The sequence below is a fragment of the Actibacterium sp. D185-2 genome (genome assembly GCF_054954595.1).
Window position 1 is genome coordinate 46,377 of the sequence record NZ_JBPWNX010000010.1, and the last position, 17,259, is coordinate 63,635.

Annotated in this window: 19 protein-coding genes; 7 read left to right on the top strand and 12 right to left on the bottom strand. The window is 63.1% G+C overall.

Annotated elements, in window-relative coordinates:
- Positions 1-43 precede the first annotated feature (43 nt).
- Together ACSR1C_RS14885 and ACSR1C_RS14890 are read left to right on the top strand one after the other, a co-directional pair.
- Complete coding sequence (locus ACSR1C_RS14885) at positions 44-955, top strand: sulfite exporter TauE/SafE family protein (protein WP_460260171.1); 912 nt, start codon at positions 44-46, stop codon at positions 953-955.
- Positions 955-1,728 (top strand): TIGR02186 family protein, encoded by a 774-nt coding sequence (locus tag ACSR1C_RS14890; RefSeq protein WP_460260172.1) that lies wholly within the window; start codon positions 955-957, stop codon positions 1,726-1,728. The genes ACSR1C_RS14885 and ACSR1C_RS14890 overlap by 1 nt, the downstream gene beginning before the upstream one ends.
- Here the strand turns inward: ACSR1C_RS14890 and ACSR1C_RS14895 are convergent.
- The 3 genes from ACSR1C_RS14895 to ccrA form a co-directional block, all read right to left on the bottom strand.
- Entirely contained in the window at positions 1,725-3,272 is a 1,548-nt protein-coding gene (locus ACSR1C_RS14895) for an ATP-dependent DNA helicase (RefSeq protein ID WP_460260173.1), read from the bottom strand. The two genes, ACSR1C_RS14890 and ACSR1C_RS14895, sit on opposite strands and share 4 nt — an antisense overlap.
- A gap of 41 nt (positions 3,273-3,313) precedes the next feature.
- On the bottom strand, positions 3,314-3,511 hold the full coding sequence (locus tag ACSR1C_RS14900) for a hypothetical protein (protein ID WP_460260174.1): 198 nt from the start codon (positions 3,509-3,511) through the stop codon (positions 3,314-3,316).
- A gap of 157 nt (positions 3,512-3,668) precedes the next feature.
- On the bottom strand, positions 3,669-4,958 hold the full coding sequence (gene ccrA / locus ACSR1C_RS14905; protein ID WP_460260175.1) for a crotonyl-CoA carboxylase/reductase: 1,290 nt from the start codon (positions 4,956-4,958) through the stop codon (positions 3,669-3,671).
- A 265-nt stretch (positions 4,959-5,223) separates the two neighbouring features.
- Between ccrA and ACSR1C_RS14910 the strand changes: the two genes are divergently transcribed.
- From ACSR1C_RS14910 to ACSR1C_RS14925, 4 genes are all read left to right on the top strand, one after another.
- Positions 5,224-7,221 (top strand): methylmalonyl-CoA mutase family protein, encoded by a 1,998-nt coding sequence (locus ACSR1C_RS14910; RefSeq protein ID WP_460260176.1) that lies wholly within the window; start codon positions 5,224-5,226, stop codon positions 7,219-7,221.
- A gap of 78 nt (positions 7,222-7,299) precedes the next feature.
- Entirely contained in the window at positions 7,300-7,623 is a 324-nt protein-coding gene (locus tag ACSR1C_RS14915) for an H-NS histone family protein (protein WP_460260177.1), read from the top strand.
- A 9-nt stretch (positions 7,624-7,632) separates the two neighbouring features.
- Positions 7,633-8,337: a purine-nucleoside phosphorylase gene (deoD, locus tag ACSR1C_RS14920; RefSeq protein WP_460260178.1), complete on the top strand. Its 705-nt coding sequence runs from the start codon at positions 7,633-7,635 to the stop codon at positions 8,335-8,337.
- A gap of 596 nt (positions 8,338-8,933) precedes the next feature.
- Positions 8,934-10,157, top strand: a complete 1,224-nt coding sequence (locus tag ACSR1C_RS14925; protein WP_460260179.1) for a hypothetical protein — start codon at positions 8,934-8,936, stop codon at positions 10,155-10,157.
- Between the two features lie 137 nt (positions 10,158-10,294).
- Here the strand turns inward: ACSR1C_RS14925 and ACSR1C_RS14930 are convergent, their stop codons facing one another.
- From ACSR1C_RS14930 to ACSR1C_RS14970, 9 genes are all read right to left on the bottom strand, one after another.
- Positions 10,295-11,074 (bottom strand): succinate dehydrogenase iron-sulfur subunit, encoded by a 780-nt coding sequence (locus ACSR1C_RS14930; protein ID WP_460260180.1) that lies wholly within the window; start codon positions 11,072-11,074, stop codon positions 10,295-10,297.
- A 9-nt stretch (positions 11,075-11,083) separates the two neighbouring features.
- Positions 11,084-11,404 (bottom strand): succinate dehydrogenase, encoded by a 321-nt coding sequence (locus ACSR1C_RS14935; RefSeq protein ID WP_460260181.1) that lies wholly within the window; start codon positions 11,402-11,404, stop codon positions 11,084-11,086.
- 1 nt (position 11,405) lies between these two features.
- A complete protein-coding gene (sdhA, locus tag ACSR1C_RS14940) occupies positions 11,406-13,211 on the bottom strand; it encodes a succinate dehydrogenase flavoprotein subunit (protein WP_460260182.1) in 1,806 nt (601 codons plus the stop codon).
- 12 nt (positions 13,212-13,223) lie between these two features.
- Positions 13,224-13,595, bottom strand: a complete 372-nt coding sequence (gene sdhD / locus ACSR1C_RS14945) for a succinate dehydrogenase, hydrophobic membrane anchor protein (RefSeq protein ID WP_460260183.1) — start codon at positions 13,593-13,595, stop codon at positions 13,224-13,226.
- A 12-nt stretch (positions 13,596-13,607) separates the two neighbouring features.
- Positions 13,608-13,997 (bottom strand): succinate dehydrogenase, cytochrome b556 subunit, encoded by a 390-nt coding sequence (gene sdhC, locus ACSR1C_RS14950; RefSeq protein WP_460260184.1) that lies wholly within the window; start codon positions 13,995-13,997, stop codon positions 13,608-13,610.
- Positions 13,998-14,170: 173 nt separating this feature from the next.
- Entirely contained in the window at positions 14,171-15,202 is a 1,032-nt protein-coding gene (locus tag ACSR1C_RS14955; RefSeq protein WP_460260185.1) for a MaoC family dehydratase, read from the bottom strand.
- A complete protein-coding gene (locus tag ACSR1C_RS14960) occupies positions 15,203-15,406 on the bottom strand; it encodes a DUF1737 domain-containing protein (protein ID WP_460260186.1) in 204 nt (67 codons plus the stop codon). It lies immediately after the preceding gene.
- A 4-nt stretch (positions 15,407-15,410) separates the two neighbouring features.
- Complete coding sequence (locus ACSR1C_RS14965) at positions 15,411-15,959, bottom strand: NnrU family protein (RefSeq protein ID WP_460260187.1); 549 nt, start codon at positions 15,957-15,959, stop codon at positions 15,411-15,413.
- Complete coding sequence (locus ACSR1C_RS14970; protein ID WP_460260188.1) at positions 15,956-16,816, bottom strand: HpcH/HpaI aldolase/citrate lyase family protein; 861 nt, start codon at positions 16,814-16,816, stop codon at positions 15,956-15,958. The genes ACSR1C_RS14965 and ACSR1C_RS14970 overlap by 4 nt, the downstream gene beginning before the upstream one ends.
- A gap of 188 nt (positions 16,817-17,004) precedes the next feature.
- Here ACSR1C_RS14970 and ACSR1C_RS14975 point away from each other — a divergent pair, with 188 nt between their 5' ends.
- Positions 17,005-17,232 carry a hypothetical protein gene (locus ACSR1C_RS14975; RefSeq protein WP_460260189.1) on the top strand — a complete coding sequence of 76 codons (228 nt, stop codon included), beginning with the start codon at positions 17,005-17,007 and terminating at the stop codon, positions 17,230-17,232.
- The last annotated feature ends 27 nt before the right edge of the window (positions 17,233-17,259 follow it).

Below are 17,259 nucleotides of genomic sequence, written 5' to 3' on the forward strand. Positions count from 1 at the left end.
CGGAGGCTTGCCGCAGGCGGCCCCGCCGGATTAGGGATGGGACATGCAGATATACCTTCCCATCGCCGAGGTTTCGGTCAACCTGTTCCTGCTTTTGGGGTTGGGCGGCATGGTGGGTATCCTGTCGGGGATGTTCGGGGTTGGTGGCGGGTTTCTGATCACGCCGCTCTTGTTCTTCATCGGGGTGCCGCCGGCGGTTGCGGTGGCCACCGGGGCCAATCAGATCGTGGCCTCGTCGGTGTCGGGTGTATTGGCGCATCTGCAGCGCAAGACGGTGGATCTGCGGATGGGCAGTGTGCTGTTGGCCGGGGGGCTGATGGGATCGGGCCTGGGGATCTGGATCTTCAATCAACTGGCCAAGCTGGGACAGGTCGATCTGCTGGTAACGCTGTGTTATGTCGTATTTTTGGGCGTGGTCGGCACGCTGATGCTGTTTGAAAGCCTGCGCGCCCTGCGCCGCAGCAAGACCGGCCCCAAACCCAAGCGCCGCCACCGGGGCTGGGTCGACACCCTGCCGCTGAAGGTCAAATTCCGCACATCGGGGCTTTATATCTCGGTCCTGCCGCCGCTGGCGGTCGGGGGCTTCGTCGGCGTGCTGGCCGCGATCATGGGCGTGGGCGGCGGGTTCATCATGGTGCCCGCGATGATCTATATCCTGAACATGCCGACCAAGGTCGTGGTCGGCACATCGCTGTTCCAGATCATTTTCGTCACCGCCTTCACCACCTTGATGCATGCTGTCACCAACCACACGGTGGATATGTTTCTGGCGGTTCTGCTGCTGATCGGCGGCGTGTTCGGCGCGCAGTTCGGCACCCAGCTGGGGCTGAAACTGAAGGCCGAGCAGTTGCGCATCCTGCTGGCCCTGCTGGTCATGGCGGTCTGCGGCAAGCTGGCGCTGGATCTGCTGATCGAGCCCTCCGAGCTCTATTCGATCGCCAGGGGGTCCAGGTGATGCGCGCGCGCCTTGTCGCCCTGTTTCTGGTCCTGCTGCTGCCCCTGCCCGCGCTGGCCCAGCCCGAAGAGGTCGTGGCCGGGCTGTCCCAGGCGCGGGTCGCCATCACCGCCGATTTCGCGGGCTCGGAAATCCTGATCTTCGGTGCGGTCAAGCGCAGCGCGCCGGCGCCGCTGGACCCGCCGCTGGAGGTTGTCGTCACCGTGGCCGGCCCGCTGGAACCCGTGACCGTGCGCCGCAAAAGCCGCCGCTTCGGCATCTGGATCAACACCGATGCCGTCGCGGTGAATGCGGCGCCCAGCTTTTACGCCATCGCCGCCACCGCGCCCCTGACCGAGGCGCTGTCGAACACCGAGGATCTGCGCCACAAGGTGTCGATCCCGCGGATGATCCGCTCTGTCGGGATCCGCGAGATCGTGCCCGATGCCGAACAGTTCATCGACGCCCTGATCCGCATCCGACAGGACGAGGGGCGCTACAGCACCGACGAAAACGGGGTGACCCTATCAGAAGAGACGCTATTCCGCAGCGCCGTCGCCCTGCCCGCCAACCTGACCGAGGGCGTCTATACCACCCGCATCTTCCTGACCCGCGGCGGCATGGTGATCGACAGCTACGAGACCGCGATCAATGTCACCATGGTGGGGATCGAGCGGCTGACCTTCAATCTGGCGACTACGCAGCCGCTGATCTATGGCCTTCTGTCGATCGCGATCGCGATCGCGGCGGGTTGGGGCGCGTCGGCGCTGTTTCGCTATATCCGGGGCGGCTAAAGCAGCCCACCCTCGCCGGTTTCCATCTTCAGTTCCAGCGGCGCTGCGGGGGCGGCGCGCAGATCGTCGACCGTCAGCGGGCCACTGGGCCGGGCCAGCCGGTTGCGCACGACCCAGAACAGCCGCTTTTCGGCCCGGGTGATCGCGACATAGGCCAGCCGTTTCCAAAGCGGCTGCCCCGCCTCGACCCGACCCATCCGCGCGGCGGCGTAAAGATCGGGGGCAAAGACCTGTACGTTTTCCCACTGGCTGCCCTGCGCCTTGTGGATCGTTACCGCCGCCCCGTGCAGGAACGCCGCCCCCATCGTCGCGGCGAAAGGGATGAAGGGCTCTTCCTCGTCCGGCAATTCGATCTTGATGATCGACGCCGCCGACACCTGCGGATCCTCGGCCCCCATCACATGCAGCCGCGAAAATCCCGGCTTGCGGCCCGGCCCCAGATAGATCACCTGCGCGCCCTTGATCAGGCCGCGCGCCTCAAGGTCGAGCCGTTTCTTACGGTGTTTCAGGGGCAGTTCGATCCCGTCACAAATCAGCGGCTCACCCGGCAGCAGCGCGTCGGCAGGCGCGCCGAACGCGGCGCGGAAGGCGTGGATCAGCCGGATCCGGGTGGCATTGCGCCAGACCAGAACCGGCGAGCGCGCCATCAGGTCGGCCTCGACCCGGCCGGCCATCACCACGCGCTCGTCGCGGGCGGCGATTTCCTCTACCCGGCGCTCGAACTCTTCGAAGTTTACCTCCGGGTCGCCCAGCGCATGGGCCAGATCGAGGATCGGGTTGTCCTGCGTCTGCCGGTGGATGCGGTGCAGGATCAGCTTTCCGGTCTCGGGCAGCGTATCGAACACCATCTGGCCGGACTGGTTGACCGGGGCCAACTGGGCCGGGTCGCCGAACAAAACCAGTGTGGGAAAGATTTCCTGCAAATCCTCCATCTGGCGGGCGTCGAGCATCGACGCCTCGTCGACAAAGCCGATATCAAGCGGATCCTCGCGCCGTTTCCAGCCCAGAATGAAATCGCTGCCGCGCAGCCCCGCCGCCGCCAGCGCGCCGGGGATCGACTTGTTCGACTGATAGAATGCAAAGGCCCGGTCCAGCGCGGTATCGGTCAGCCCCTCGACCTCTGGCCGGTCGCCGTTTCCGGCCAGCCATTCGGCGATCTTTTCATATTCGGGATCATAGACCGGGGTATACAGGATGCGGTGGATCGTGGTCGCCGGCACGCCCCGCCCGCGCAGCACGCTGGCCGCCTTGTTGGTGGGGGCCAGAATGGCCAGGGTGCGGCGATCCTTGCGGCGGCGGCCTTCGTAATCGCCCGAGACGATATCGACCCCCGCTTCCTCCAGCGCCTCATAGAGCTTGGCCAGCAGCATCGTCTTGCCCGACCCCGCCTTGCCGATCACGGCCAGAACGCGGCCGTCCTGCCCTTCGCCGTGCGGCGTCAGGTGGCCTTCGTCGATATCCACGCCGACGCCGCGCAGCACGTCGGTGACGCGGTCGAAGGCTTCGGCCTGATCTTCGGAAAATGTCAGTGCGGGCATGGGCATGGCGCGACCCTATCTGCCCGCCCAACCGTGCGCCAGCCCGATCAGAGCCGTTTGGCCCCTTTCGATTTCGGCGCCTCGGCATCCGCAATCCCGCGCTTGGCCTGTGCCACCCGATGCCCCAGTTCGTGGAACGCCACGGCGATCGTCTGATCCAGCTCGCAGGCCAGTGCCGGCAGCCCGTTCATCCGCGCAAAGCTGCGCAGGTCGTCCAGAACTTCAATTATCCACTCATCTGCCATGGCCGCCCATCTGTTAGCTGATTGTTTCGCCCCCAAATACAACCATAGCGCGAAACTTCGATCTGCCTAGTCCCTTTGGCCGTTTCACCCAAAGTGAAATGCAAACGCCCCGCCCTGCATCGCAGCGGCGGGGCGTTCAAATCAGGACGGGCAAAGATCAGGCCTTGCTGACCTCAAGCGCGTCTTCCAGGGTGCGCAGCCCGGTGCGCGGCGCCTGCACCAGCACCGCCATATTGCCCGGCTTGTGCTCGTTGCGCAGCATCTTCAGATGCGCCATCGGGATTTCGTCCCACGGGAACACCTCTGACATCGACGGATCGATCCGGCGCTCGACCATCAGGCGGTTGGCGGCGGCGGCCTGTTTGAGATGCGCGAAATGGCTGCCCTGCACCCGCTTCTGGTGCATCCACAGATAGCGCGCGTCCAGCGTCAGGTTGAACCCCGTGGTGCCGGCGCAGATCACCACCATACCGCCCTTTTTCACCACGAAGACAGAGACCGGGAATGTCGCCTCGCCGGGGTGTTCGAACACCATGTCGACGTTCACGCCCTTGCCGGTGATGTCCCAGATCGCCTTGCCGAACTTGCGGACCTCGGCGAACCAGGCCTTGTATTCGGCGCTGTTGACCTTGGGCATCTGGCCCCAGCAGTTGAAATCCTTGCGGTTGATCACGCCCTTGGCGCCCAGCCCCATGACAAACTCGCGCTTGTCCTCGTCCGAGATCACGCCGATCGCGTTGGCGCCCGCCGTGTTGATCAGTTGAATGGCGAACGAGCCCAAACCGCCCGACGCACCCCAGACCAGCACGTTCTGACCCGGCTTCAGCTCATGCGGGTGATGGCCGAACAGCATCCGGTACGCGGTGGCCAGCGTCAGCGTGTAGCAGGCGCTTTCTTCCCATGTCAGGTGCTTGGGCCGCGGCAGAAGCTGCTGCGCCTGCACATTGGTGAACTGGGCGAACGACCCATCGGGTGTCTCATAGCCCCAGATCCGCTGACTGGGCGAGAACATCGGATCGCCGCCGTTGCACTCCTCGTCGTCGCCATCGTCCTGGTTGCAGTGGATCACGACCTCGTCGCCCACTTTCCAGGCTTTCACCTTGTCGCCCACGGCCCAGACGATGCCCGAAGCATCCGAACCGGCGATGTGATAGGGCTGTTTATGCACATCGAAGGGGCTGATCGGCACGCCCAGCCCGGCCCAGATGCCGTTATAGTTGACGCCCGCCGCCATCACCAGAACCAGCACCTCGTGGCTGTCCAGGACAGGCACGTCCACGACCTCTACCTGAAAGGATTTGTCGGGCTCGCCGTGACGTTCGCGGCGAATGGCCCAAGCATACATCTGCTTGGGGACATAGCCCATCGGGGGCATTTCACCCACCTCGTACAGATCCTTTTCGGGCGCTTCATACGACAGAATGCCGGTGTCGGTGTCGAGTGCCATCAAAGCCTCCTTGCAGTCCTAAACATGTGCCGCATCGCAGAATCGATGCAACATTCGAATGGGGGATTAAAGATCGCACAGCAACAATGCAACCTATTTGTGCCAAATTTTGTAATTTTATGTCCCTCTCGATTTCAGGACATACAAACCGCCCTGACGAAAAGACCCGTCCATGGACTGAATTATAGCATCATCCCCGGCGCCGCGTCGCAGCGAATTGACACCAGCATAATATTCCAAGTAATACCGCCATGGCGAAACAAAATTGCCGACACGCCGATTCACGAGGCCCACGATGACCGAGACGCAAAAAGACCGCCCCTGGCTGTTCCGCACCTATGCGGGTCATTCCACGGCCAAAGCCTCGAACGAACTTTATCGTGGCAATCTGGCCAAGGGTCAGACCGGCCTTTCGGTGGCCTTCGACCTGCCCACCCAAACCGGGTATGACAGCGATCATGAACTCGCGCGTGGCGAGGTTGGCAAGGTCGGCGTTCCGGTCAGCCATCTGGGCGACATGCGCGCGCTGTTCGCCGATATCCCGCTGGAACAGATGAACACCTCAATGACGATCAACGCGACCGCGCCCTGGCTGCTGTCGCTTTACATCGCCGTGGCCGAGGAACAGGGCGCCGATGTCTCCAGGCTTCAGGGCACCGTGCAGAACGACATCATCAAGGAATACCTGTCGCGCGGCACCTATATCTGCCCGCCCAGGCCCAGTCTGCGGATGATCACCGACGTGGCCGCCTATACCCGCGAACACCTGCCGAAATGGAACCCGATGAACGTGTGTTCCTATCATCTGCAGGAGGCCGGCGCCACGCCCGAGCAGGAACTGGCCTTTGCCCTGGCCACCGCCACCGCCGTGCTGGACGACCTGAAAGGCAAGGTCGCACCCGAGGCGTTTCCGGAAATGGTGGGCCGCATTTCGTTTTTCGTGAACGCGGGCATCCGCTTTGTCACTGAGATGTGCAAGATGCGCGCCTTTGTCGAGCTGTGGGATGAAATCACCGCCACGCGCTATGGCGTCGACGACCCGAAATTCCGCCGTTTCCGATATGGGGTGCAGGTCAACAGCCTGGGCCTGACCGAGCAGCAGCCGGAAAATAACGTCTACCGCATCCTGATCGAAATGCTGGCCGTTACCCTGTCGAAAAACGCCCGCGCCCGCGCCGTGCAACTGCCCGCCTGGAACGAGGCGCTTGGCCTGCCGCGCCCCTGGGATCAGCAATGGTCACTGCGGATGCAACAGATTCTTGCTTATGAATCGGATTTGCTGGAATATGAGGATCTGTTCGACGGCAACCCCGCTGTCACCCGGAAAGTCGAGGCGCTGAAGGACGGCGCGCGGGCCGAACTGGCCCAGATCGACAGTATGGGCGGCGCGGTGGCCGCGATCGACTATATGAAGTCGCGGCTTGTCGACAGCAATGCCGAACGGATCGCCCGGATCGAGGGGGGCGAGACCACCGTGGTCGGCGTGAATCGCTGGACGGAAGGGGAACCCTCGCCGCTGACCGCGGGCGAGGAGGCGATCATGGTCGCCGACCCGCAGGCCGAGGCCGATCAACTGGCCCGCCTGATCGCCTGGCGCGAGAGCCGCGACGAAGGGGAGGTCGTCGCGGCTCTCGACAATCTGCGGGCGGCGGCGGCCAGCGGTGCGAATATCATGCCCGCCTCGATTGCCGCCGCAAAGGCGGGGGCGACCACCGGCGAATGGGGCGACATGGTGCGCGCGGCGTTCGGCCAGTATCGCGGCCCCACCGGCGTCTCGAAAAACCCGTCGAACCGTACCGAGGGGCTGGAGGAGATTCGCGAACAGGTCAGCGCTGTTTCCGACAGGCTGGGCCGGCGGCTGAAGTTTCTGGTCGGCAAGCCGGGGCTCGATGGCCATTCCAACGGCGCCGAACAGATCGCCGCCCGCGCGCGCGATTGCGGCATGGATATTTCCTATGAAGGCATCCGCCTGACGCCCGAGGAAATCGTGGCCGCCGCGCTGGCCGAAGACGCGCATGTGGTCGGCCTGTCGATCCTGTCGGGCAGCCACATCCCGCTGATCGGGGATCTGATGACCCGGATGCAGGCGGCGGGTCTGTCGCATATCCCGGTGGTGGTTGGCGGGATCATCCCCGACGACGACGCCGCGCGCCTGGCGGCGATGGGCGTGGCCAAGATCTATACGCCCAAGGATTTCGAGCTGAACCGGATCATGTTCGATATCGTCGGCTTGGTCGACCCGGGTGCCGTCGCGGCCGAGTAAGTATCAGCCCAGCCACGGATTTTCGTTGCGAAGCCGCCATATTTCCTGTCTCTTGTGGAACAAACTGGAGGGATCGCAATGGACACCGACCTGAACACGATGACACGCGAAGAACTTCTGACGCTACGCGCCCGGATTGACACGGCACTGGAGCGGCTGGCCAAAGAAGAAAAGAAGAAGGCGCTTGAGGCCGTCAAACAAGCCGCCAAGACGCATGGCTTCACGCTGGCCGAGCTGATACCGCTTGTGGACGGCGACAAACCCGCCAGGAAGGCCAAGCAGCCGGCAAAGTACCGCAATCCCGACAACCCCAACCAGACCTGGAGCGGCCATGGGCGCCCGCCCGGCTGGATGAAGGCCGCGCTTGAGACCGGAATATCGCTGAGCGATCTGGCAATCTGAGGTTCCGCGATGACCATCCACATTGGCGCGAAACCGGGCGAGATTGCCGAAACCGTCCTGCTGCCCGGCGATCCCTATCGTGCCAAATGGGCGGCCGAGACGTTTCTGGACAGCCCGCGACTGATCAACGAAGTGCGCGGGATGCTGGGTTATACCGGCACGTGGAAGGGCAACCGCGTCACCATCCACGGCACCGGCATGGGAATGCCCTCGCTTTCGATCTATGTGAACGAGATGATCCGCGATTACGGCGCGCAGACCTTGATCCGCATCGGATCGTGCGGCGCGATGCAGAACGATGTGGCCCTGCGCGATGTGGTTCTGGCGATGAGCGCCTCCAGCCTTTCGACCCCGTCACGCGGGATTTTCAAGGAACTGAACTTTGCCCCCTGCGCCGACTGGTCGCTGCTGCGCGCCGCGGCGGGGGCGGCTGAGGCAAAGGGCGTGACGACCCATGTCGGCGGGATCTATTCGGCGGATGTGTTCTATGACGAACGCCCCGACCTGAATGAGCAGATGACCCGCCACGGCATTCTGGCGGTCGAAATGGAGGCCGCCGAGCTGTATAATCTCGCCGCCCGGCACGGGCGCCGCGCGCTGGCGGTGCTGACCGTATCCGACCACCTGCTGCGCCACGAGGCGATGGAATCCGGGCACCGCGAAAAAAGCTTTGGCGACATGGTCGAGATCGCGCTGGAGGCGGCGTTCGCCTGACACCCCCCCCCGGGGTGTGCAGAAGAAGAGTTTTCTTGCCTCCGGCGGGGATATTTACGCGAAAAAGAAGCCTGCGGATCCGAGCCTGTGGCGGTGTGGATCGACATTGCTTGCACGGCGGTACAGAGCGTCCCGCGCCCCCGCCGCAGATGTATAGCCCGGCGCAGGGCGCCGGTGCACAAGAGGATGGAGTTCCGATCAGACCGGCAAGATGCTTCAGGCGGGCAAGGGGCGGAATCGATTCCCGATCGGACCACCCCGGGTCACAGCGTAATGTTGAGCAGTGTTCATGCGCAACTTTTGCCATGATTCTCCCTCTCGTATTGAAATATTTACTTTATTTAAAATTAATCTGACTATTCTCAGAGTGAGATTCCGGGTGTAATCCATTCATATCTAAGTATGTTTCCTGCGTCCTGGGCACCCCGGATTTGGGCGTGCCGCGCATCACACGCCCGCGTTGATGCAAATCATGTCACTGTAAACTGACATTTCCTATTGTGCATTCGGGTCGGGCTTCGAGGCTTTGATCTGCGTGATGCAGCCTGCATGCCTCGATGCTTCCCGCCCATGAGATAATGTGTGGAGGAACGATCATGGCTTATTCGAAATCACGTCTTGTTTTGCTCGGAACCGTTGCCGTGATGTTGGCAGCCGCGCCGGTTACTTTCGATGGCTTCGACATGTCGGGTGCCGTTGCGCAAGCTGCCGGCAGTGGTAATTCCGGCGGGGGCGGTGGAAACTCCGGCGGCGGGGGCGGCAACTCCGACGGCGGCAGCGGTGGCGGCGGCAATGACAACGCCGGCAGCGGATCGGGGGCAGGCAAGGGTGCTGCCAGCAGTGGCGGGTCCGGGGCTGCGGCCAGCGGTGGCGGATCGGAACAAAGCGGCGGATCGCAAGGCGGGTCTGCCGGTGAGGGCGGCCAGAAGGGTGAGAGCGCCGGTGGCCAGGGGGCCAAGGGCAAGCCCGTCGAGCAAGCCGTCAAGGGCGGCGGCAAAGGCGACGTTTACGGTGACCTGTATGTCGTCCTGCGCGATGAAAACGGTGTGCCGATCCTGACGCCCGAGGGCTTTGTTCAGCCCCTTGATGCCTATGGCAATCTGATCCCGCTGGATGAAGAAGGCCACCCGATCGATGAATCGCTTGTTGTCGAAGTGGAACTGGGGCGCCTGAATGTGGGCCGTGCGCCGAGGAGCGTGCTGATCAACCGTGGCGAAGAGGTCATTTCGCTGCTTGAAAGTGCGACGGCGTTGAGCACGGACGCCGCAGGGCGTCTGGTGCTGACCGTCGACGGCGTAGAACAGACCATCGACTCGCCGCTGGAAAACCTGGCGATCTATGTCGCGCTGATGCAGGTGGGCACGATCCCGGGGATCAGCGATCTGCCCGGCACCGAGTTCGACTTCATGGTGGACGGGGTCTATACGGTCGAAGATCTGATCGCCTCGGCCTCGTTCCTTGCGGCGGCGACCGACAAGACTGGTGAATTCTCGACCGACGAGATCGCCTATATCAACGCCTTCCTTGGCGTGAATACCGTGACGGTCGGAACTGTGACCTATTCCGAGGTGGACTTCGCCGATTTCAGCTATGATCGGTCCGATGTCTATGAAGGGGTCACCGCCGAAGTTCTGGTTCAGCAGCCGGACGGCACGTGGATCTCAACCGAGGTGGACGTGTATGATGCGGTGTTTGGCGGGGTCGATGCCGCCGATGCGGGGTCGCTTGAGGCCTATACCCTGGCGGCGGATGATGCCCGGCAGGTTGTGGATTTCCTGCATGAATATGAAATCCCGGCCACCGATAGCGGCAACCTCTGAACCGACGCACCTTTGAAGCAGGAAAGCGGGCCCATGTGGCCCGCTTTTCACGTCTTGGGCACAGGCCACCCGCCGCAAAAACGGAAACGGGCACCCGACCGCGCCGGATGCCCGTCTAAAACTGGGGTCGTGATCGTTCAGACAGTCCGTTCGATCATCATCTTCTTGATCTCTGCAATGGCTTTCGCCGGGTTCAGACCTTTCGGGCAGGTCTTGGTGCAGTTCATGATCGTGTGGCAGCGATAGAGTTTGAACGGATCTTCCAGCTCGTCCAGACGCTCGCCCGTGGCCTCGTCACGGCTGTCGATGATCCAGCGATAGGCGTGCAGCAGCGCGGCCGGGCCAAGATAGCGGTCACCGTTCCACCAATAGCTGGGGCAGGAGGTCGAGCAGGAGGCGCACATCACGCATTCATAAAGACCGTCCAGTTTCTTGCGGTCCTCGATCGTCTGGCGCCACTCTTTTTGCGGGCGGTTGGTCTTGGTTTCCAGCCAGGGCATGATGCTGGCGTGCTGGGCATAGAAATGCGTCAGATCCGGGATCAGGTCCTTGACCACCGGCATATGCGGCAGCGGATAGATCTTCACGTCGCCCTTGATCTCGTCCATCCCATAGATGCAGGCCAGCGTGTTGATCCCGTCGATATTCATCGCGCAGGACCCACAGATACCTTCGCGGCACGAGCGGCGGAAGGTCAGGGTCGGGTCGATCTCGTTCTTGATCTTGATCAGCGCGTCCAGAACCATCGGACCGCAGGCATCCATATCCAGGAAATAGGTATCGACCTGCGGGTTCTTGCCGTCATCGGGGTTCCAGCGATAGATCTGAAACTTGCGGACATTGGTCGCGCCCTCGGGCTTGGGCCAGGTCTTTCCGGTCTTGATCTTGGAGTTTTTGGGGAGCGTGAATTGAACCATGGTTCCCTCCTATCCGAGAAGCGGGGCAAGCCCGTCTTCCGCAATGCATTTAATCGTGCCAGGCTTGGCGGCGATGTCCAGCACGACATCAACCGTTGCTTCGTCCACCCCGGTCACCGCTGCACCGGCCAGATCGAGGATCTGGCTGGTCGAGGCGTGGTCCAGAATGCAGTCGGTATAGGCCTCGACATTCGCGCCGGGGATAGTGTCGGCCACGACGGTATTGACCACGGCCTTGGCCGCAGACCTGCTGCCGGCCTGGGCGACGTCCCCGGTTGTCAGGCACCCGGGCAGGGCGACCGCCGCCGCCAAGGCAAATGCGGCGCGCACCTCAGTACACCCGCGCCTTGGGCGCGATTTTCTTCAGATCAATGCCACCCTCTTCGGCCGTGGACAGCGGATCAAGATGCACCGGGCGATAGTCAAGCGTCACCTGCGTGCCGTCGACATGGGCCAGCGTGTGCTTGCGCCAGTTCACATCGTCGCGATCCGGGTAATCCTCGTGGGCGTGGGCGCCGCGGCTTTCCTTGCGCGCCTCGGCGCCGGTGATCGTGGCCAGCGCGTTGGGCATCAGGTTGGTCAGCTCCAACCCTTCCATCAGATCGCTGTTCCAGACCATGCTGCGGTCGGTGATCTGGATATCGGCCATCTTGGCGGCGACCGCGCCCATTTTCTCGACCCCTTCGGCCAGGGTCTTGTCGGTGCGGAACACGGCGGCGTCGGCCTGCATCGTCTTTTGCATCTCAAGCCGCAACTCGGCGGTCGGGATGGTGCCATTGGCGTTGCGCAGGGTGTCGAAGCGGTCCAGCGCCTTGTCGATCGAGGCCTGGTTCAGTTCGGGGTTCTCTGCCTCGGGGTCGACGACCTTGGCGGCGCGGATCGCGGCGGCACGACCGAACACCACAAGGTCGATCAGCGAGTTCGAGCCAAGACGGTTGGCCCCGTGCACCGAAGCGCAGCCCGCCTCGCCCACGGCCATCAGGCCCGGCGCGATCGCATCGGGGTTGTCGGCGGTCGGGTTCAGCACCTCGCCCCAATAGTTGGTGGGGATGCCGCCCATGTTGTAATGCACGGTCGGCAGGATCGGGATCGGTTCCTTGGTCACATCCACACCGGCGAAAATCCTGGCGCTTTCCGAAATGCCCGGCAGGCGTTCGGCCAGCGCTGCGGGCGGCAGGTGGTCAAGGTGCAGGAACATGTGGTCCTTTTCGGGCCCCACACCGCGGCCTTCGCGGATTTCGATGGTGATGCAGCGACTGACCACATCGCGCGACGCCAGATCCTTGTAGGTCGGCGCATAGCGTTCCATGAACCGCTCGCCTTCGGAGTTGGTCAGATAACCGCCTTCGCCCCGCGCGCCTTCGGTGATCAGACACCCCGAACCGTAGATGCCGGTCGGGTGGAACTGCACGAATTCCATGTCCTGCAGCGGCAGACCGGCCCGCGCGGCCATCCCGCCGCCGTCGCCGGTGCAGGTATGGGCCGAGGTGGCGCTGAAATAGGCGCGGCCATAGCCGCCGGTGGCCAGCACGACCATCTTGGCGTTGAACACATGGATCGTGCCGTCGTCCAGCTTCCAGCACACGACGCCCTGACACACGCCATCGTCGGACATGATCAGGTCGATGGCGAAATATTCGATATAGAACTCGGCGTTGTTCTTCAGCGACTGGCCGTAAAGCGTGTGCAGAATGGCGTGGCCGGTGCGATCGGCCGCCGCACAGGTGCGTTGCACCGGGGGGCCTTCGCCGAATTCGGTGGTGTGACCACCGAACGGGCGCTGATAGATCTTGCCCTCTTCGGTGCGCGAAAACGGCACGCCGTAATGTTCCAGCTCATAGACCGCCTTGGGCGCCTCGCGCGCCAGGTATTCCATCGCGTCGGTATCGCCCAGCCAGTCCGATCCCTTGACGGTGTCGTACATGTGCCACTGCCAGCTGTCCGGGCCCATATTGCCCAGGCTGGCGGCAATGCCGCCCTGCGCCGCAACCGTATGCGACCGGGTCGGGAAAACCTTGGTGACGCAGGCGGTGCGCAGGCCCTGTTCGGCCATACCCAGCGTTGCGCGCAGGCCAGAGCCACCGGCACCCACCACAACCACATCATAGTTGTGGGTCTCGTATTCGTAAGCTGCCATCTGGGTTGCTCCTTAAAGCGCGATCTTCGCGATGGCGAACACGCCGATCGCCATCAGCGCATAGCTGACGCATGTCATTACCATGATCAGGGTCTTGCGGGCCGCGCCGCCGACGTAATCCTCGATCACGACCTGAATACCGTTGCGGAAGTGGTAAAAGCCCACGACCATCGTCAGTATCGCCACGATCGCCGGGAACGGCTGACCGAAATAGGCCACGACCTCGTCATGGGATTTTCCCAGCATCGGGCCGAAGGTGAACACGAACAGCGGGACCAGAACCGCCATCGCCATCGCGGTGATCTGCATCGTCCACATGTGATGCGGGCCCTGCTTGGCCGCCCCCATCCCCACCGCGCGTTTGCGATCCGTCAGAAATGCCATATGCCCGATCCCTCAGATTATAATTGCGGCGATGACCGACAGGATCACCGATCCGACGATCACGCCCTTGCCAAGCATCTCTGCGGTCTTCATCTCAAGCCCGCGACCGCTGTCCCAGTAAAGGTGCTTCAGACCGCCCAGCAGGTGATAGCAAACCGCCCAGAGCGACGCGAACATCACCACATCCCCGACCCAGGAGGTGATCAGCCAATTGACCGTGTCGAAATACTCCGCCGAGGTCGCCGCGGCCAGGAACCACCACACGATCAGGAACGCGGACCCAAGCATCGCGATGCCGGTCAGACGGTGGACGATCGAGGTCATGGAAGTCAGCTGTGCCCGGTAATATTGTCCGAGCATGAAAGGAGAGAGTGGCCGTTCGCCGCGGTTTGCATCGGGCATGTTCGGATCCTTTTCGCTGGCGCAGAGGGCGCGTTGCTTTAGGGCGTTGATAACAATTTTTCGACCCGAGTCACTATTTGCGAACGCTAACAGCCGGGATTTTTTCCTCGCAGATGCAGAAAAAAGCGCAATGTGATCACACAATCACCGCGCGTGATCACATAATTCGCCACTTATTGCGGCATCAACGCCCAGAAATCGAGGTCCAGCAACACATCGGGCAAATACTTGCCATCCTCGCCTTTCAGCGCGAACGGGTCGCCGCCCTTGACCGCCACCAGCCGCAGCCGGATCGCGCCGACACCCGGCGCAGGCGTGTCGGCCTTGTCCAGCACCTCGGACCAGGCCTTGACGGTGTCGCCGCTGAAACAGGGGTTCGCGTGGGCGCCGCCGTTCAGGCCCACGATCATCTGCGCATTGGCCAGCCCGTTGAACGACAACGCCCGCGCCATGGAAATCACATGCCCGCCATAGATCAGCCGCTGCCCGTCCGGGCGGTTGGTGGCGTCGAAATGCACCTTGGCGGTGTTCTGCCACAGGCGGGTGGCGATCATGTGCTCGGCCTCTTCGATGGTCACGCCATCGACGTGGTCGATCACCTCGCCCACCGCATAATCGCCCCAGCGGTGCGGCTCGCCCGCCAGGGTGAGGTCGTAATTGGTGAAATCCAGCCCTTCGGGGATCGTCAGATCGGCAGGCTCCACCACCGATGACAGTGTGGGGATCACGGTTTCGGGCGCGGGCGCGTCCAGATCATTTTTGCGCACCATGACCCAGCGCACATAGTTCAGCACGACCTCGCCCCGCTGGTTCAACCCGCGTGTGCGAACATAGACCACGCCGGATTTGCCGTTGGAGTTCTGCTTGAGCCCGATCACCTCGCTCTCGGACCGCAGCGTGTCGCCGGGCCAGACGGGTTTCAGGAACCGGCCCTCGGCATAGCCCAGATTGGCCACCGCGTTCAGCGACACGTCCGGCACGGTCTTGCCGAACACGGTGTGAAAGGCGATCAGATCGTCCATCGGCGCCGCCGGCAAACCGCAAGCCCGCGCGAATTCGTCGGAGGAGTAAAGCGCATGGCGCGCCGGGTAAAGCGCGTGGTACAGCGCCCGCTCGCCCCCCGACACGGTGCGCGGCACGGCATGCCGGATGACCTGCCCCACACTGTAATCCTCGAAAAAACGGCCCGGATTGGTCTTTGCCATTTAAAGCGCCCCCAGTTTCATGTCGGGCGCATATGTGCCCTCGACCTCTTTCACCACCGCCTGCGCACAGCGCATCTTGCCGGTAGCCGCGTCAAAGGCATAGGCCGGGTCGCCATACAGCGTCCAGCCTTTTGCCAGCGCCTCCGTCACCTTGTGACAAAAGGCGGATGTGTCTTCCTCGGTCAGCAAACGATATGCTTTCATCGCGTCAGCCGAACGGGTTGTAGCCAAGCCACGCATGGATCAGCGCGACCGCCGCAAACACCACCACCGCGCCGACGATCGCCATGATCTCTTTCGACAGCGGGACAGGCGCGGGCCGCACCCATTCGGGTTGGGCCCGGTTGATCACGATCACTTCGACCACGCCCCAGGCCAGCAGGCCGCCGAACAGGATGAAGGACGGCACATCGCCGTTCACCAGCAAATGCGCCAACGCCCAGGTCTTGACCGCCGTCAGCTGCGGGTGGCGGATCTTGCGGGTGATCCCCGTTTTCATGCCGCTTGCAGCAAACAGATAGAAGGCCAGAAGGACCAGCAGGTTGTTGATCCCCGTCAGCGCCGGGCTGGGCCCCCAGAACACCGCGCCATCCGCCATCCGGTAACCGATGACCATCAGCACCACGCTGACCAGAAGGGCCAGTGCTACGGCCCCCTTGCCCTTTTCGGCGCCAAGCTGCGCGCGCGCGCCGGGGGCTATGCGCTTGAACAAATGCGCGGCCCACCACAGGGCCACCCCGAGAATTAGCCAGATCATGATATGCTCTCCAACTCTGCGATTGCGGCCGCCTTGGCCAGCGTTTCCTTCGCGGTCATAATATGCAGGTTTTCAACGATCCGGCCATCCACGACGGCCACGCCCTCGCCCTCTTTCGCGGCGGCCGCGAACGCCGCGATCTGACGGCGGGCCAGGTCGATCTCTTCTGCGGTGGGGGCGAACGCGGTGTTGGCGATGGCCACCTGCGCCGGGTGGATCAGCGTCTTGCCGTCAAAGCCCATGTCGCGGCCCTGTTCGCATTCGGCGGTCAGCCCCGCGTCGTCCTTGAACGCATTATAGACGCCGTCAACCGCCACGATCCCTTCGGCCCGCGCCGCCAGCAGGCACAGTTGCAGGCTGGCCAGCATCGGCATCCGGTCGGCCCGGAACCGGCATTTCAGCTCTTTCGCCAGATCGTTTGTGCCCATCACGAACCCCGCCATGCGCGGATGCGCGGCGATCTCGGCGGCGTTCAGCATACCTTGCGGGGTTTCCATCATTGCCCACAGGGCCACATCGGGGATCAGATCGGCCACCGCCTGCACATCCGCCGCCGAACCCACCTTGGGGATCAGGATCGCGTCGATATCGGCCCCCACGAAAGCCGCGATATCGGCGCGGCCCCAGTCGCTGTCCAGCCCGTTGATCCGCACGATCCTGGCGCGCGGGCCATAGCCGCCAGCCTTCAGCGTTTCGGCCAGCAGGGCGCGGGCATTGGGCTTTTCCTCGGCCGCGACCGCGTCTTCCAGATCGAAAATGATCGCGTCCACCGCCATACCGCGGGCCTTGTCCAGTGCCCGCTCTTTCGAGCCGGGAATGTACAGGACCGACCGATAGGGGCGCGCTTGGATTTCCATGATTCTCTTCTCCCGAAATTTTGTTGCGGAAATCACCACATTACAGCAGCATCGGGCAACCCCTGATCTGCCGCATCGCAGAATGATGCCTTTGCCCGGCCGTTAACCGGATATTGTCACCCTGCCCGCACCCTTGACGTATCAGGGCGCGACGGGGGCCGCGCACCGCAGGCGAAAGGATGCGCGATATGAAAGAGTTTCTGGCCCTCACCGGCTTTTTCCTTCTGATGATCTGCAACAGTGCCCAGGCGCAGTACGCCGCCAACTGCGCGCCGCGCGACCGGGGGCTGGCCCACCTGACGAACGGCTATGACACGACAGGTTGGCCCGTGGGGCCAAGCCGCGGCATCGCGGCGGGCGGGTTCGTCGCCGGCACCGGCACCCCGACGGTCACGATCCCCTGCCCGGCGGCATGACCCACCGTGCGTCCGACAGGGATACAT

What these genes read in the sequence shown, in the direction of transcription:
- sdhA (WP_460260182.1), bottom strand. Translation starts at nt 13,211, where the DNA reads ATGGCAGCTTACGAATACGAGACCCACAACTATGATGTGGTTGTGGTG.
- sdhC (WP_460260184.1), bottom strand. Translation starts at nt 13,997, where the DNA reads ATGCCCGATGCAAACCGCGGCGAACGGCCACTCTCTCCTTTCATGCTC.
- ACSR1C_RS14925 (WP_460260179.1), top strand. Translation starts at nt 8,934, where the DNA reads ATGGCTTATTCGAAATCACGTCTTGTTTTGCTCGGAACCGTTGCCGTG.
- deoD (WP_460260178.1), top strand. Translation starts at nt 7,633, where the DNA reads ATGACCATCCACATTGGCGCGAAACCGGGCGAGATTGCCGAAACCGTC.
- sdhD (WP_460260183.1), bottom strand. Translation starts at nt 13,595, where the DNA reads ATGGCATTTCTGACGGATCGCAAACGCGCGGTGGGGATGGGGGCGGCC.
- ACSR1C_RS14970 (WP_460260188.1), bottom strand. Translation starts at nt 16,816, where the DNA reads ATGGAAATCCAAGCGCGCCCCTATCGGTCGGTCCTGTACATTCCCGGC.
- ACSR1C_RS14960 (WP_460260186.1), bottom strand. Translation starts at nt 15,406, where the DNA reads ATGAAAGCATATCGTTTGCTGACCGAGGAAGACACATCCGCCTTTTGT.
- ccrA (WP_460260175.1), bottom strand. Translation starts at nt 4,958, where the DNA reads ATGGCACTCGACACCGACACCGGCATTCTGTCGTATGAAGCGCCCGAA.
- ACSR1C_RS14930 (WP_460260180.1), bottom strand. Translation starts at nt 11,074, where the DNA reads ATGGTTCAATTCACGCTCCCCAAAAACTCCAAGATCAAGACCGGAAAG.
- ACSR1C_RS14955 (WP_460260185.1), bottom strand. Translation starts at nt 15,202, where the DNA reads ATGGCAAAGACCAATCCGGGCCGTTTTTTCGAGGATTACAGTGTGGGG.
- ACSR1C_RS14975 (WP_460260189.1), top strand. Translation starts at nt 17,005, where the DNA reads ATGAAAGAGTTTCTGGCCCTCACCGGCTTTTTCCTTCTGATGATCTGC.
- ACSR1C_RS14895 (WP_460260173.1), bottom strand. Translation starts at nt 3,272, where the DNA reads ATGCCCATGCCCGCACTGACATTTTCCGAAGATCAGGCCGAAGCCTTC.
- ACSR1C_RS14965 (WP_460260187.1), bottom strand. Translation starts at nt 15,959, where the DNA reads ATGATCTGGCTAATTCTCGGGGTGGCCCTGTGGTGGGCCGCGCATTTG.
- ACSR1C_RS14890 (WP_460260172.1), top strand. Translation starts at nt 955, where the DNA reads ATGCGCGCGCGCCTTGTCGCCCTGTTTCTGGTCCTGCTGCTGCCCCTG.
- ACSR1C_RS14915 (WP_460260177.1), top strand. Translation starts at nt 7,300, where the DNA reads ATGGACACCGACCTGAACACGATGACACGCGAAGAACTTCTGACGCTA.
- ACSR1C_RS14885 (WP_460260171.1), top strand. Translation starts at nt 44, where the DNA reads ATGCAGATATACCTTCCCATCGCCGAGGTTTCGGTCAACCTGTTCCTG.
- ACSR1C_RS14900 (WP_460260174.1), bottom strand. Translation starts at nt 3,511, where the DNA reads ATGGCAGATGAGTGGATAATTGAAGTTCTGGACGACCTGCGCAGCTTT.